Source organism: Kitasatospora sp. NBC_01266 (assembly GCF_036242395.1).
Lineage (GTDB): Bacteria > Actinomycetota > Actinomycetes > Streptomycetales > Streptomycetaceae > Kitasatospora.
In genome coordinates this window covers 5,700,570-5,715,230 of sequence record NZ_CP108458.1, presented here as the reverse complement: position 1 = coordinate 5,715,230, position 14,661 = coordinate 5,700,570, and the positions used below count along the sequence as shown (strand labels likewise).

Here is a 14,661-nt window from a genome sequence, read left to right as displayed (position 1 = left end):
CCGCGCTCACCGCGGCAGCGCGACGATGCCCGCCCCGTAGCTGCGCCGGTCGCGGCAGAGGCCGGGGCCGATCGGGCAGTTCGCCCCGGCCTGCGCCAGCAGCAGCCCGCGCAGCCGGTCCGGGCCCCAGCCCGGGTGCAGCGCGGCGGCCACCGCGATCGCGCCGGTGACATGGGCGGCACTCATCGAGGTACCGGCCAGCGCCGCGTACCGTCCGCCCGGCCAGTCCGAGACGATCGCGTCGTCGGGCCCGGCGTCCGGGTCGCCGCCGGGGGCCGCCAGCGCGATCCGCCCCTCGCCGAAGTTCGAGTAGGGGGCGAGGGCCCCGGTCCTGGTGACCGCGCTGACCGAGAGCACCCCGGGCAGCTCGCCGGGCAGCCGGACGCACTCGGTACCCAGTCGGCGGTCCTGCGCCGGGCCGGAGAGCCGGTCGTTGGGGCTGCGCTGGTCGACCCTGGGCCCCGCCAGGTCCTGCCCGTCGTTCCCGGCCGAGGCGACCACCAGGGCGCGCCGCTGGGCATAGGCCACCGCGCGGCCCACCGCCAGGCTCATCGCGCCCTGGTCCGGATCCTCGGGGCAGTTGTACTTCCACGGGTCGGCGAAGTAGCTGTCGTTGACCGCCACCGCACCGTGGTCGGCGGCCCAGAGCAGCCCGCAGACGATGTTCTCCGGGTAGTACTGCCCGAGCGGGCCGAGCAGCCGCACGGCCGCGATCCGCACCCCGGGGGCGACGCCGACCACCCCGTGGCCGTCCCGGGCCGCCCCGATCAGTCCGGCCACGTGCGTGCCGTGGCCGCTCTCGGTGACCCCGCTGTCGGGGCGCCAGGCGCCGAACCGGGCGTCGGGCCGGCCGTCGGCGCAGGAGGCCGAGTCGCCGGGGCTGACCGCGTTGCGCAGGTCCGGGTGGGTGTCATCGACTCCCGAGTCCAGTACGGCCACCAGGACCTGACGGAGCGCCGACTCGCGCGCGGCGTCCCGGGCCCCGGTCGGCGCCGGCGCGGCGAGCAGCGCGGCCGGGGCCTGGGCGGTGGCCGCGGCGCCCATCATGGCGAGGTTCCAGCCGACCCGCTCCCCGGGGTCGGGCACGGTCGGCGTGCTGTCGCCCTCCATGCCGTCCGCCACCGCCCTGCCGTCCACCACCGCCTTGCCACCCGCGAAGCGGTCCGAGTCCGAGCCCGAGCCGTGGAAGCCCCCGGCCCCGGACAGGGCACCGGGCGGTCCCGGCACGGGGGCGGTCCGGGTCGCACCGACGGCGGCGATTCCGGGTCGGACGCGCAGCCGCTCCGCGAACCGGCCGTCGTTCGCGTACGCGAGCACCGCCCCGATCTGCGGATAGTCCTGCACCACCTGGCCGCCCACCGCCCGCGCGGCCTGCTGAGCGGTGGCGGCCCCCTGGGAGTCCAGCCGGTCGGCCAGCACCAGGTAGCTGAGGTAGCCGCGCTCGGACCCGGAGAGGTAGGGGACCGCGCCCCCCAGCAGCAGGGCCGCCGCCAGCACGGTCGGCGCGCTGCGCAGCAGCAGCGCCCGGCGGCGCAGCGGACCACGGGAGACCAGTCGCACCTCGGCCATCGGGTGTCCTCCGCTCCTCGGGCGGGCCCACACGCGGACCGCACGAAGCATCACGATATGAGCGGAATACCTGCTTTGCGTCTTTTCTGACCCGGCCGCGCAGCCATCCGGCGGTACCGTCCCGGCCGTCGCTGTCAGTGCCGCGCGGCACTATGGGGGCATGGCGGAACAGCCCTCCCCCCGCGACCCGCTGGCCGGCTTCGCCCCGGCCACCCGGGCCTGGTTCGAAGCCGCCTTCGACGGCCCGACCAGCGCCCAGTCCGGCGCCTGGGCGGCCATCCGCGAGCGGAACGACGTGCTGGTGGTGGCCCCCACCGGCTCCGGCAAGACGCTGGCCGCCTTCCTCTCCGCGCTGGACCACCTCAGCAGCACCCCTCCCCCCGCCGAGCCCCGCAAGCGGCTGCGGGTGCTCTACATCTCCCCGCTGAAGGCCCTGGCCGTCGACGTCGAGCGCAACCTGCGCGCGCCGCTGGCCGGTCTGCGCCAGGCCTCGATCCGGCTCGGGCTGCCCGAGCCCGAGGTGCAGGTGGGCATCCGCTCGGGTGACACCCCGGCGGCCGACCGGCGCAAGTTCCAGAGCCACCCGCCCGACATCCTGATCACCACCCCCGAGTCCTTCTTCCTGCTGCTCACCTCCGCCTCCCGGGAGGCGCTGCGCGGTGTCGACACGGTGATCCTGGACGAGGTGCACGCCGTGGCCGGCACCAAGCGCGGCGCCCACCTGGCGCTCAGCCTGGAGCGGCTGGACGAGCTGCTGGAGCGCCCGGCCCGCCGGATCGGCCTGTCCGCCACCGTCCGCCCGGTCGAGGAGGTGGCGCGCTTCCTCAGCCCGCAGCGCGGCGCGACCATCGTGCAGCCGCCCGCCGCCAAGCGCTTCGACCTGTCCGTGGTGGTCCCGGTCGCCGACCTCGGCGAGCTCTCACCGGCCCCGGCCACCGGCCCCGCCACCGAGGACCCGGCGCGGGCTGCCTCGATCTGGCCACACGTCGAGGAGCGGATCGTCGACCTGGTGCAGGCGCACCGCTCGACCATCGTCTTCGCCAACTCCCGCCGGCTGGCCGAGCGCCTGTGCAACCGGCTGAACGAGATCGCCCACGAGCGGGCCACCGGCGCCCCGCTGCCCGAGCACCACAGCCCGGCCCAGCTGATGGCCGAGGCCGGCGCCGCCAAGGGCGCGCCGGCGATCCTGGCCAGGGCCCACCACGGCTCGGTCTCCAAGGAGCAGCGCGCCCTGGTGGAGGAGGAGCTGAAGGCCGGCCGGCTGCCCGCCGTGGTGGCCACCTCCAGCCTGGAGCTGGGCATCGACATGGGCGCGGTCGATCTGGTGGTCCAGGTCGAGTCGCCGCCCTCGGTCGCCTCCGGCCTGCAGCGGGTCGGCCGAGCCGGGCACCAGGTCGGCGCGGTCTCCACCGGTGTGGTCTTCCCCAAGTACCGCGGCGACCTGGTCCAGTCCGCCGTGGTCGTCGAGCGGATGCGGGCCGGGCGGATCGAGGCCCTGCGGGTGCCGCGCAACCCGTTGGACGTGCTGGCCCAGCAGTTGGTCGCGATCACCGCGCTGGACACCTGGGACGTGGACGAGCTGCTCACCCTGGTCCGCCGGGCCGCCCCGTTCGCCTCCCTGCCCCGGTCGGCCTTCGACTCGGTGCTCGACATGCTGGCCGGCCGCTACCCGTCGGACGCCTTCGCCGAGCTGCGCCCCCGGCTGGTCTGGGACCGGGTCGCCGGCACCGTCACCGGCCGCCCCGGCGCCCAGCGCCTGGCCGTCACCTCCGGCGGCACCATCCCCGACCGGGGCCTGTTCGGCGTCTTCATCGCCGGCTCGGACCCGAAGAAGGGAGGGGGAGGTGGCCGGGTGGGAGAGCTGGACGAGGAGATGGTCTACGAGTCCCGGGTCGGCGACGTCTTCACCCTGGGCACCAGCTCCTGGCGGATCCAGGAGATCACCCACGACAAGGTGCTGGTCACCCCGGCCCCCGGGGTGCCGGGGCGGCTGCCGTTCTGGAAGGGCGACTCACTGGGCCGCCCGCTGGAGCTGGGCCGGGCGCTGGGCGCCTTCGTCCGCGAGCTGGGCGGACTGCCCGAGCCCGAGGCCAGGGCGCGGCTGCTGAGCGCCGGGCTGGACGACTGGGCGGCCGGCAACCTGCTCGGCTACCTGGCCGAGCAGCGCCAGGCCGCCGGCCACCTGCCGGACGACCGCACCATCGTGGTCGAGCGCTTCCGTGACGAACTCGGCGACTGGCGGATCGTCATCCACTCCCCCTTCGGCGCCCAGGTGCACGCCCCCTGGGCGCTGGCGCTCGGTGCCCGGCTGCGCGAGCGCCACGGCCTGGACCCGCAGGTGATGCACGGTGACGACGGCATCGTGCTGCGGCTGCCGGACGCCGATCTGCTGGACTTCCCCGCTCCTGGCGCTCCCGCACCCGACCAGGCCCCGGTCGGCGCCGACGCCGCGCTCTTCGACCCGGCCGAGATCGAGCAGCTGGTCACCGACCAGGTCGGCGGCTCGGCGCTGTTCGCCTCCCGGTTCCGCGAGTGTGCGGGGCGCGCCCTGCTGCTGCCCAGACGCAGCCCGGGCAAGCGCACCCCGCTCTGGCAGCAGCGCCAGCGGGCCGCCCAGCTGCTCGAGGTGGCGGGCGAGTTCGGCTCCTTCCCGATCGTGCTGGAGGCCGTGCGCGAGTGCCTCCAGGACGTCTTCGACCTGCCCGGCCTGGTCGAGCTGATGCGTGACCTGGAGTCACGCGCCGTGCGCCTGGTCGAGGTCACCACCCCCGAGCCCTCGCCCTTCGCCCGCTCGCTGCTCTTCGGCTACGTCGCCCAGTACCTCTACGAGGGCGACTCGCCGCTCGCCGAGCGCCGGGCCGCCGCGCTCGCGCTGGACTCCCGGCTGCTGGCCGAGCTGCTCGGCCAGGCCGAGCTGCGGGAGCTGATCGATCCGGCGGTGCTGGCCGAGCTGGAGACGGAGCTGCAGCGGCTCACCCCCGAGCGCCGGATCAAGGACGTCGAAGGGGTCGCCGACGCGCTGCGCCTGCTCGGCCCGCTCAGCACCGCGGAACTCGCCGTGCGCGGCGCCGAGCCCCCGTGGCCCGCCGAGTTGCAGGCCGCCCGCCGGATCATCCCGGTCAGGATCGCCGGCGAGCAGCGCTGGGCCGCCATCGAGGACGCGGGGCGGCTCAGCGACGCGCTCGGCACTCCGCTGCCGGTCGGCATCCCCGAGGCCTTCACCGAACCGGTCAAGGACCCGCTCGGCGACCTGCTGGCCCGCCATGCCCGCACCCACGGCCCGTTCACCGCCCAGCAGGCCGCCACCCGCTTCGGCCTGGGCACCGCCGTGGTCACCGGTGCCCTGCAGCGACTGACCGCCACCGGGCGCCTGGTGGCCGGCGAGTTCCGCCCGATGGAAGCGGGCGGCACCGGCGAGCCCGAGTGGTGCGACGCGCAGAGCCTGCGCCGCCTGCGCCGCCGCTCGCTGGCAGCGCTGCGCCAGGAGGTCGAGGCGGTTCCGCCGCGCGCGCTGGCCGCCTTCCTGCCGCAGTGGCAGCACCTGAGCGGTCATCAGCTGCGGGGCGAGGACGGCCTGTTCCGGGTGGTCGAGCAGCTCCAGGGCGCTGCCGTGCCCGCCTCCGCGCTGGAGCGGCTGGTGCTGCCCGGCCGGCTGAGCGACTACCGGCCCGAGCTGCTGGACAAGCTGATGGCCGACGGCGAGATCGGCTGGTCCGGGGCCGGGGCGCTGCCCGGCAAGGACGGCTGGATCAGCCTGCACCTGACCGAGAACGCCGACCTGCTCCGCCCCGAGCCGCTCCCGCTGACTCTCACCCCGCAGCATGAAGCGCTGCTCGAGGCGCTCTCCAGCGGTTATGGAGTCCTCTTCGAGCAACTGCGTCGGCAACTGCCGGACGAGCCGCCGGCCGAACTGGTCACCGCGCTCTGGGATCTGGTCTGGGCGGGGCGGATCACCAACGACACGCTGGGTCCGGTGCGCGCGCTGCTCGGCTCGGCCCGCACGGCGGGCGGCACCGCGCACCGGGCCCCGCGCAGCGTGCCACGCGGGCGCTACGGCGCCCTGGGCCGCACCCCGGCCCGGCCCGCCGACCCCACGGTGGGTGGTCGCTGGTCACTGCTGCCCGAGCCGGCCGAGCCGACCGCCAGGGCCGCCGCCCAGGCCCAGGTGCTGCTCGACCGGCACGGGGTGCTCACCCGGGGCACCGCGCAGGCCGAGCGGGTCCAGGGGGGCTTCGCGGCCGTCTACCGGGTGCTCTCCGCCTTCGAGGAGCGCGGCCGGGCCCGCCGCGGCTATCTGGTCGAGGGGCTGGGCGGTGCGCAGTTCGCGATGGACGGCGCGGTGGACCGGCTGCGCTCGGTCAACAGCCGCCTGGAGCGCGCCGCCACCGACTGGCCCGGTGCGGCGGGCCCGGCGGCGGCCCAGGCCACCCAGCCGCAGGCCCAGCTGCTGGCGGCGGCCGACCCGGCCAACGCGTACGGGGCGGCACTGCCCTGGCCCGAGCCGCCGGGTGAGCAGGCCGGCGCCCACCGCCCGGGCCGCAAGGCCGGGGCGCTGGTGGTGCTGGTCGACGGCGAACTCGCGCTCTACCTGGAGCGCGGCGGGAAGTCACTGCTCTGCTGGACCGAGGACGAGGCGGTGCTGGCAGCGGCGGTGCGAGCCCTGGCCGAGGGGGTGCGGCACGGCCTGCTCAGCGGTCTGACGGTGGAGCGGGCGAACGGCGAGGCCGCGCTGGGCTCAGCACTCGGCGCGGTCCTGGAGACCGGCGGGTTCCACGCCACTCCGCGCGGGCTGCGGCTGCGCGGTTAGCCGGCGCCGGGACCGCACCGGCTGCCGGTCACTGTGCACCGGCAGCACACCCAGGCCCCAGCCGCCCAGCGTGAGCAGCGCGAGGACCGCACCGGATCCGCTGCCCCCGGGCAGCAGCCACCAGCAGAGCGCACCGGTGATCACGATGCCCAGCGGTACGGCGGACAGCAGCCGACGCACACCGAGCGGAAGCGGTAACCGGCGTCGGCCGCCACGGCCTATTCGGCCCGCGGGCCCGCCTTCGGTCGACCGGTGCACGGGTGACTCCTTCTCTCGGCCCCCCGTGAACAGGGCGAGGTCAGGCAGCGACGACGTCCACAGCCGCGGCCTTGGGAGTGATCGAGCTCATCCGGTCGCCCGGCGCCGGCAACGGCACGGGCTCCAGCACCGGACGCAGCAGGCCGTCCTCGGAGAGCGCGGCCATCGCGGCGAGTTCGGCCAGCGACAACTCGTCGCTCACCTCGCGCATGACCTCGGACATCCGGACGTCGAGCGCGTCGCAGATCGCTGAGAGCAGTTCGGAGGAGGCCTCCTTCTGCCCGCGCTCGACCTCGGAGAGGTAGCCGAGCGAGACTCGTGCGGCGGCCGACACCTCTCGCAGAGTGCGGCCCTGGCGCTGGCGCTGCCGACGCAGGACGTCACCCAAGAGGCGACGGAGCAGGATCATCGGTGGCTCCCTCCTCGGACTGCGGATCGAGATGTCACGTCCCCACCGTACCGCCTTGCCCGCTTCGTGTGCGGGGACCGTGGTCGTGTTCACTCTGGGCTGCAAGCCTCTCCCCTCCCCTGTTGTTCCCGCCCCGGGCGCCGGCACGCCCCTCCCGTAGAGAGGTTCCCCGGATTCTGCCTGTTCAGGCGTTGTTCAGCTGACGCCTGTGGTGCCGGTAGCGCTCTGCTCGGTCGCGATCCGGTCCAGGAACAGCTCCAGAGCCCCGGCCACGGCCTTGCGTCGGATTGTGGCACGGTCCCCCGACAGCCGGGGCGATCTCGCGACAGTTCCCCCCGGACCGGCGAAACCGAGGTGCACTGTGCCGACTCCCCGGCCGTCCTGCTCGGTCGGTCCGGCCACGCCCGTGGTGGCCAGTCCGTAGGTGGCACCCAGCAGTCGGCGCACCCCTTCGGCCATCTGCCGGGCCACCACCGGGTGGACCGGCCCCTCGATCGCGAGCAGTCCCTCGTCCACACCCAGCACGGAGGCCTTCAGCTCGGTGGCGTACGCGGTCACCGAACCGCGGAAGGTCTGCGAGGCACCCGGGACCTCCACCAGCCGCGCGGCCAGCAGACCACCGGTCAGCGACTCGGCGACCGCCAGGGTGGCACCCAGCGCGCGCAGCTCGGCGTGCACTCGCTCGGCCGCCGCCACGAACTCGGTCATCGCTGTGCCCTCTCCCTGGCCTGGCCCTCCCGGCGCAGCCGGACGGCCTGGCGGACGTAGTCGGCCCCGGTGCCCACGGTCAGCAGCACCGCCAGCCCCAGCAGCACCGCGCGCGCGGTCGCCAGCCAGCCGGTCAGCGGCAGCACGTACATGCCCACCGCGATGCCCTGGGTCAGGGTCTTGATCTTGCCACCCCGGCTGGCCGGGATCACGCTGTAGCGGATCACCCAGAACCGCAGCAGCGTGATGCCCAGCTCCCGGGCCAGGATCACCACCGTGATCCACCACGGCAGGTCCCCCAGCGCCGAGAGGCCGATCAGCGCGGCTCCCATGATCGCCTTGTCGGCGATCGGGTCGGCGATCTTGCCGAAGTCGGTGACCAGGCCCTTGCGACGGGCGATCTCCCCGTCGAACAGGTCGGTGATCATGGCGATCGCGAAGGCCGCCCAGGCCACCGCCCGCCACTTGGGGTTGTGCCCGCCGTCGGCCAGCAGGAGCGCCGCGAAGACCGGCACCAGGGCGAGACGGAGCATGGTCAGCAGATTGGCGAGGTTCCACAGCGAGGGCCCCACCACCGGCACCGCCCCCGGATGGGCCGGGCGGGCCGCTGCCGGGCTGCCCGGCCCGCCGGTCATGCCGCGGCCGCCTTGCGGACCAGCTCGATCGCCTCGGCGACCAGGTCGACACCCTCGCTGGCCACCACGCGGGCCCGGTAGTACTGGCCTACCTCGGCCTCGGGCGCCCCGACCAGGGTGGTCAGGCCGTCGGTCTCCGGAGCCTGGTGGGCCGCTCTGCCCTCGACCAGCAGATCCTCGTCGTCCTCGTCACCGCCCTCCACCGGGGTGACGGCCTCCACCAGCACCGTCACCTCGCTGCCGATCCGCTGCTCCGCCCGCTGCGCGGTCAGCTCCTCGGCGAGCCGGGTCAGCTTGGCCAGCCGCTCGGCCACCACGTCCTCGGGCAGCTTGCCCTCGAAGGTGGCGGCCTCGGTGCCGTCCTCGTCGGAGTAGCCGAAGACGCCGATCGCGTCCAGCCCGGCCTCGGTGATGAACCGTTCCAGCTCGGCGAAGTCCTGCTCGCTCTCGCCGGGGAAGCCGACGATGAAGTTGGACCGGGCACCGGCCTGCGGGGCCTTGTCGCGGATGGTCCTCAGCAGGTCCAGGAACTGCTCGGTGTTGCCGAACCGGCGCATCCGGCGCAGCACGGCGGGAGCCGAGTGCTGGAAGGAGAGGTCGAAGTACGGGACCACGCCGGCGGTCGAGGTCATCGCCTCGATCAGGCCGGGGCGCATCTCGGCGGGCTGCAGGTAGCTGACCCGGACCCGCTCGATGCCGGGCACCGCGGCGATCTCGCTCAGCAGGGTCTCCAGCAGGCGGATGTCGCCCAGGTCCTTGCCGTAGGAGGTGTTGTTCTCGCTGACCAGGACCACCTCGCTGACCCCCTGCTCGGCCAGCCAGACGGCCTCGTTCAGCACGTCCGAGGGCCGGCGGGAGACGAAGGAGCCGCGGAAGGCCGGGATGGCGCAGAACGAGCAGCGCCGGTCGCAGCCGGAGGCGAGCTTGATCGAGGCCACCGGGCTGTCGTCCAGCCGCTTGCGCAGGGTGCGCGGTCCCGAGGCGGGCGCCAGGCCCTCGGGCAGGTCCTGCGGGGCACCGTGCCCCGGCAGCGCGATCTCGGCCGCCGCGGCCTGGCGCTCGACCGGGGTCAGCGGGAGCAGCTTGCGACGGTCACGCGGCAGGTGCGCGGCGTGCTGGCCGCCGGAGAGGATGGTCTGCAACCGGTCGCTGATGTCGGCGTAGTCGTCGAAACCGAGCACGCCGTCGGCCTCGGGCAGCGCGTCGGCCAGCTCCTTGCCGTAGCGCTCGGCCATGCAGCCGACCGCGACCACGGCCTGGGTCCGGCCGTGGCCCTTGAGGTCGTTGGCCTCCAGCAGGGCGTCCACGGAGTCCTTCTTGGCGGCCTCGACGAAGCCACAGGTGTTGACGACGGCGACATCCGCTTCGCTCGCGTCATCGACCAGTTGCCAGCCATCGGCCTCCAGTCGCCCGGCGAGTTCCTCGGAGTCGACCTCGTTGCGGGCGCATCCGAGCGTGACCAGGGCGACAGTACGGCGTTCAGGCATAGGGCCAAGATTAACGCGCGGCCCCCGGTGCCGTTTCCCCCGGAGTCCGCGCGGCGAAGATCGGGCGCTGCCGGGCACCAGGCGGGCCTAGCCGGCCTGCGGGTCGCCGGGGGTGTAGGTGAGGTGCACCACCTGGCCGTCCTTGCCGGCGGGACCGAGATCCTTGCCGTTGACGTACAGGTGCACGGCGGCCCCGTTGCCGATCACCAGCTTGATCTGCTTGGGGTCGGTGAAGGTCTGGTCCTGGCCCTGGTCCAGGTTGTTCTGGAAGAGCGACTTGCCGTCGCCGTCCAGCGCCGAGACCCAGCTGGCGCCGCTGTCGGCGACCAGCTTGACGGTCACCTTGTCGGCCGGAGCGGCGGCGATCGGGGCGACGCTGGAGGCCGGCGCGGGCGGCTGGGCGGGCGTGTCACCGGGCGAGGCCGGCGCCGAAGGGCTGGGCAGCGGGGAGCTGGCCGCGCCGACCGCCGCACCGCCGGACTTGCCGCTGACCAGGTTGAAGGCGATCAGCAGGACCACCGCGCCGATCGCCACCAGCATCGCGGCGGTCCAGCTCGGCCGGCCCCGGTCGGCCCTGATCCGCCGGGCGTCCAGGGTGGACACCGGGGCGAGCGCCACCGGTTCGGTGCCGTGGATCTCGTCGTAGCGGGCCACCAGCGCGTCGCCGTCGGCGCCGACGGCGCGGGCGATCGAGCGGATGTGGCCGCGGGCGTAGAAGGTTCCTCCGCAGCGGCTGAAGTCGTCCTCCTCGATGGCGTGCACGATCGGGACCCGCACCCGGGTGCCGGAGCTCACCTCATCCACCGTCAGCCCGGCGGCCAGTCGGGCCTCGGCCAGGGTCCGGCCGATGGTCGTGTCGTGCTGGCCGGCCGGACGCGGCTCGGCGGGGCTGGAGGCGTCGGAGGATCGGCGGTTGTCGCGGTCCGAGGACTTGCCGATGGTCACTGGGCGCGCCTTTCGAGCGGAGGCCACCTGCTGAGGAATCAGTCTAGGGGTGCGGGTGAATCGTTTCTCAACCTGAGTACGACCGAACGCGCAGGGCCCGGCCAGGGGATCCCGGCGGCCCGGCGGGCCGCTGACATCCCCTCAGCCGCTACCCGCGGATGGTGACCAGCACGCCGTCCAGTTCGTCGGGTTTCACCAGGACGTCCCGGGCCTTGGAGCCCTCGCTGGGACCCACGATGCCGCGCGACTCCATCAGGTCCATCAGCCGCCCGGCCTTGGCGAAGCCCACCCGCAGCTTGCGCTGCAGCATCGAGGTCGACCCGAACTGGGTGGAGACCACCAGTTCGGCCGCCTGGATCAGCAGGTCCAGGTCGTCGCCGATCTCCTCGTCGATCTCCTTCTTGGGCCCGGCGCCGACCGTGACGTCCTCGCGGTAGCTGGCGGCCAGCTGGTCCTTGCAGTGCTGCACCACGGCCGCGATCTCGGCCTCGGTGACGAAGGCGCCCTGCATCCGGACCGGCTTGCTGGCACCCATCGGCAGGAAGAGCGCGTCGCCCTTGCCGATCAGCTTCTCGGCGCCGGGCTGGTCCAGGATGACCCGGGAGTCGGCCATCGCCGAGGTGGCGAAGGCCAGCCGGGACGGCACGTTGGCCTTGATCAGGCCGGTCACCACGTCCACCGAGGGGCGCTGGGTGGCGAGCACCAGGTGGATGCCGGCCGCCCGGGCCAGCTGGGTGATCCGGACCACCGAGTCCTCGACGTCGCGCGGCGCGACCATCATCAGGTCGGCCAGCTCGTCGACGATCACCAGCAGGTACGGATACGGCCGCAGCTCCCGCTCGCTGCCCAGCGGCGGGGTCACCTTGCCGGCCTTGACCGCGGCGTTGAAGTCGTCCACGTGCCGGAAGCCGTAGGCGGCCAGGTCGTCGTAGCGCAGGTCCATCTCGCGGACCACCCACTGCAGCGCCTCGGCCGCCTTCTTCGGGTTGGTGATGATCGGCGTGATCAGGTGCGGGATGCCCTCGTAGGCGGTCAGCTCGACGCGCTTGGGGTCGACCAGCACCATCCGGACCTCGTCCGGGGTGGCCCGGGCCAGGATCGAGGTGATCAGGCAGTTGATGCAGGAGGACTTGCCCGCGCCGGTGGCACCCGCGACCAGGATGTGCGGCATCTTGGCCAGGTTGGCGAGCACCGTGTGGCCCTCGACGTCCTTGCCCATGCCGACCACCATCGGGTGGGTGTCCTCGGCGGCGCTGCGCGAGCGCAGCAGGTCGCCGAGGTTGACCATCTCGCGGTCGCCGTTGGGGATCTCGATGCCGACCGCGGACTTGCCGGGGATCGGGCTGATGATCCGCACGTCGGCGCTGGCCACCGCGTAGGCGATGTTCTTGGCCAGCGCGGTGATCCGCTCGACCTTGACGGCCGGGCCGAGCTCCACCTCGTAGCGGGTGACCGTCGGGCCCCGGGTGAAGCCGGTGACCTTCGCGTCCACCTTGAACTCGCCGAAGGTGGAAGTGAGCTGGGCGACCACCAGGTCGTTGAGCTCGCTGCGGGTCTTGCCGGGGCCGCCGCGCTCCAGCAGGTCCAGCGAGGGCAGCACGTACTCGGCGCCGCCGAGCAGCTGGAGCTGCTCCATCCGGGCCGGCGCGGGGGTGTGCTCGGGGGGCGCGGCGGGCTCACCGGCCGCCGCGGTACGGGCCGGTGGCACGGCCGGCTCCTCCGGCGGCGCGGTGCGGTCCTGCACCTGGTGCATGATGCTGGCCACCGCCGGCGAGGCCGGCACGCCGTGCAGCAGCGCGCCGTCCAGGTCGGCGGCCACACCGGCGGCGATGTCGCGGGTCTGGAACGGGTCCTTGACGAACATGTCGGGGACGGCGGACGCCGGCTCCGCCTCGTCCACCTGCTTGCGCCGCCCGCGCCGGCGCCGGCGGGCGCCGACCTCGTCGTCCGGGTCCTCCTCGACGGTGTAGGGCAGCGCGTCCGGGTCGGCGTCCTCCGGCGGCTCGGTGGACAGCTCGCGGTCGCCGGTGGCGTACGGCTCGCCGTACTCGTCCAGCCCGTCCAGCTCGTCCGCCATCGAGGGCTCCAGCACGCCCAGCCGCTCGCCGAGCAGCCGCAGCCGCTCGGGGATCTTGTTGACCGGGGTGGCGGTGACCACCAGCAGGCCGAAGAAGGCCAGCAGCAACAGCAGCGGCACGGCCAGCGGCGGCCCGGCGGCGGCCAGCATCGGGGTGGAGGCGGCCCAGCCGAGGATCCCGCCCGCCTGCCGGATCCGGGTCGCCCCGCTCTGCATCCCCGGGGCGCCGCAGCCGATGTGGACCAGGCCGAGGACGCCGAGCACCAGCGTGCTCAGACCGATCGCGATCCGTCCGTTGGCCTCCGGCAGCCCCGGGTGACGCATCAGCCGGATCGCGGTCGCGGCCAGCAGCAGCGGGACCAGGACCGCGACGCGGCCGAACAGACCGCTGACCACGTTGGTGGCGGCGTCGCCCAGCCAGCCCTGCGGGCTGAACCAGGTGCCGGCGGCAGTGACCAGCGCGAGGGCCAGCAGCAGCAGCGCCACGCCGTCCTTGCGGTGCGCCGGGTGCAGGCCCTTGGCGCCGTCGCCGAAGCCGCGGAAGAGCGCGCCCACGCTGTGCGCCAGGCCCAGCCAGCAGGCGCGCACGGCGCGGAACAGGATCGGCTGCCGAGTCCTGGGCCGGGCTGCCGGGGCCACCGGTGCGGCGGCTGCCTTCTTGGCCGGAGCCCTCCGCGCGGCGGCCTTGGCCGGGGCCTTCGCGGCGGCGCCTTTGACGGGCGGCTTGGCGGCTGACGCCTTGCGGGCCGTGGCCTTCTTCGCCGGGGCGGCCTTCTTCGCCGGTCCCGGAGTCGATTTGCGTGCCGTGCTGCCGGGCGTCCGTGAGGCCATGGCACCAGAGCCTACCGGCGGCCCTGAGCCGTGGACACATGACCGACCGTCATGCCCCTGGCGTGTCGCCCAGGCCGGCCGACACGCCGTCAGCCGGCCGCCGATTCACCCGAGTGGCTCAGGCCTGCTCGGCGCCCGGTCGCAGCGCCTCCAGCGCGGCCCGCAGGCCGACCAGCTTGCGCTCCAGGTGGGCGGCGGTGGCCGCCGCCCCGGTCTCGGGCGAGTCGCCCAGCTGCTTGGTCAGTGCCTCGGCCTGCTCCTCCACCGAGGCCAGCCGCGCGGACAGCTCGGCCAGCAGCGGCTCCGCCGAATCCCCGCCCTGGCGGCCGTTGCTCTGGCGGCCGTCGTCCAACTGCAGCCGCAGCAGCGCCGCCTGCTCCTTGAGCTGGCAGTTCTTCACGTAGAGGTCGACGAAGACGGAGACCTTGGCGCGCAGCACCCAGGGGTCGAACGGCTTGGAGATGTAGTCCACCGCGCCGGCCGCGTACCCCCGGAAGGTGTGGTGCGGGCCGTGGTTGATCGCGGTCAGGAAGATGATCGGGATGTCCCTGGTCCGCTCGCGGCGCTTGATGTGCGCCGCCGTCTCGAAACCGTCCATGCCCGGCATCTGGACGTCCAGCAGGATCACCGCGAAGTCATCGGTGAGCAGCGCCTTGAGCGCCTCCTCCCCCGAGGCGGCACGGACCAGCGTCTGGTCCAGCGCCGAGAGGATGGCCTCCAGCGCCAGCAGGTTCTCCGGTCGGTCGTCGACCAGGAGGATCTTCGCCTTCTGCACTACGACCCGCCCTCCTGCCGGATAGCCCAGTGATTTCCCGCGCGCCGGCACCTGTGTACCGCCTGCCACCGACCCGGTCATGCTAGCCGCACCCCCAAGCCCTGCCCTATCGGATGGTCACAACAGGCCGATCCCGCACCTGCCGCCCCGGACGGTTGCG

The 14,661-nt window shown here is 74.1% G+C and carries 9 protein-coding genes; 1 reads left to right on the top strand and 8 read right to left on the bottom strand.

Annotation, left to right across the window (positions count from 1 at the left end):
- Positions 1-6 precede the first annotated feature (6 nt).
- Complete coding sequence (locus tag OG403_RS24970) at positions 7-1,569, bottom strand: S8 family serine peptidase (RefSeq protein ID WP_329568015.1); 1,563 nt, start codon at positions 1,567-1,569, stop codon at positions 7-9.
- A 160-nt stretch (positions 1,570-1,729) separates the two neighbouring features.
- On the opposite strand from OG403_RS24970, the gene OG403_RS24965 reads away from it, so the two are divergent.
- A complete protein-coding gene (locus tag OG403_RS24965; protein ID WP_329568013.1) occupies positions 1,730-6,376 on the top strand; it encodes an ATP-dependent helicase in 4,647 nt (1,548 codons plus the stop codon).
- A gap of 298 nt (positions 6,377-6,674) precedes the next feature.
- On the opposite strand, the gene OG403_RS24960 is transcribed toward OG403_RS24965, so the two are convergent.
- The 7 genes from OG403_RS24960 to OG403_RS24930 all read right to left on the bottom strand — a co-directional run bounded on the left by OG403_RS24960 (position 6,675) and on the right by OG403_RS24930 (position 14,501).
- Positions 6,675-7,043 carry a helix-turn-helix domain-containing protein gene (locus OG403_RS24960; RefSeq protein WP_329568011.1) on the bottom strand — a complete coding sequence of 123 codons (369 nt, stop codon included), beginning with the start codon at positions 7,041-7,043 and terminating at the stop codon, positions 6,675-6,677.
- A gap of 195 nt (positions 7,044-7,238) precedes the next feature.
- Complete coding sequence (locus OG403_RS24955; protein ID WP_329568009.1) at positions 7,239-7,751, bottom strand: CinA family protein; 513 nt, start codon at positions 7,749-7,751, stop codon at positions 7,239-7,241.
- Positions 7,748-8,386, bottom strand: a complete 639-nt coding sequence (pgsA, locus tag OG403_RS24950; RefSeq protein ID WP_329568007.1) for a CDP-diacylglycerol--glycerol-3-phosphate 3-phosphatidyltransferase — start codon at positions 8,384-8,386, stop codon at positions 7,748-7,750. Before pgsA ends, OG403_RS24955 begins: the two co-directional genes overlap by 4 nt.
- Positions 8,383-9,873 carry a 30S ribosomal protein S12 methylthiotransferase RimO gene (gene rimO / locus OG403_RS24945; RefSeq protein ID WP_329568005.1) on the bottom strand — a complete coding sequence of 497 codons (1,491 nt, stop codon included), beginning with the start codon at positions 9,871-9,873 and terminating at the stop codon, positions 8,383-8,385. The genes pgsA and rimO overlap by 4 nt, the downstream gene beginning before the upstream one ends.
- Positions 9,874-9,960: 87 nt before the next feature.
- Positions 9,961-10,818, bottom strand: coding sequence for a helix-turn-helix domain-containing protein (locus OG403_RS24940; RefSeq protein WP_329568003.1), 858 nt, complete (start codon positions 10,816-10,818; stop codon positions 9,961-9,963).
- Positions 10,819-10,966: 148 nt separating this feature from the next.
- A complete protein-coding gene (locus OG403_RS24935; protein ID WP_329568001.1) occupies positions 10,967-13,726 on the bottom strand; it encodes a DNA translocase FtsK in 2,760 nt (919 codons plus the stop codon).
- Positions 13,727-13,844: 118 nt separating this feature from the next.
- Positions 13,845-14,501 carry a response regulator gene (locus OG403_RS24930; protein WP_329567999.1) on the bottom strand — a complete coding sequence of 219 codons (657 nt, stop codon included), beginning with the start codon at positions 14,499-14,501 and terminating at the stop codon, positions 13,845-13,847.
- Between the last annotated feature and the right edge of the window lie 160 nt (positions 14,502-14,661).

What these genes read in the sequence shown, in the direction of transcription:
- OG403_RS24970 (WP_329568015.1), bottom strand. Translation starts at nt 1,569, where the DNA reads ATGGCCGAGGTGCGACTGGTCTCCCGTGGTCCGCTGCGCCGCCGGGCG.
- OG403_RS24965 (WP_329568013.1), top strand. Translation starts at nt 1,730, where the DNA reads ATGGCGGAACAGCCCTCCCCCCGCGACCCGCTGGCCGGCTTCGCCCCG.
- OG403_RS24960 (WP_329568011.1), bottom strand. Translation starts at nt 7,043, where the DNA reads ATGATCCTGCTCCGTCGCCTCTTGGGTGACGTCCTGCGTCGGCAGCGC.
- OG403_RS24955 (WP_329568009.1), bottom strand. Translation starts at nt 7,751, where the DNA reads ATGACCGAGTTCGTGGCGGCGGCCGAGCGAGTGCACGCCGAGCTGCGC.
- pgsA (WP_329568007.1), bottom strand. Translation starts at nt 8,386, where the DNA reads ATGACCGGCGGGCCGGGCAGCCCGGCAGCGGCCCGCCCGGCCCATCCG.
- rimO (WP_329568005.1), bottom strand. Translation starts at nt 9,873, where the DNA reads ATGCCTGAACGCCGTACTGTCGCCCTGGTCACGCTCGGATGCGCCCGC.
- OG403_RS24935 (WP_329568001.1), bottom strand. Translation starts at nt 13,726, where the DNA reads ATGGCCTCACGGACGCCCGGCAGCACGGCACGCAAATCGACTCCGGGA.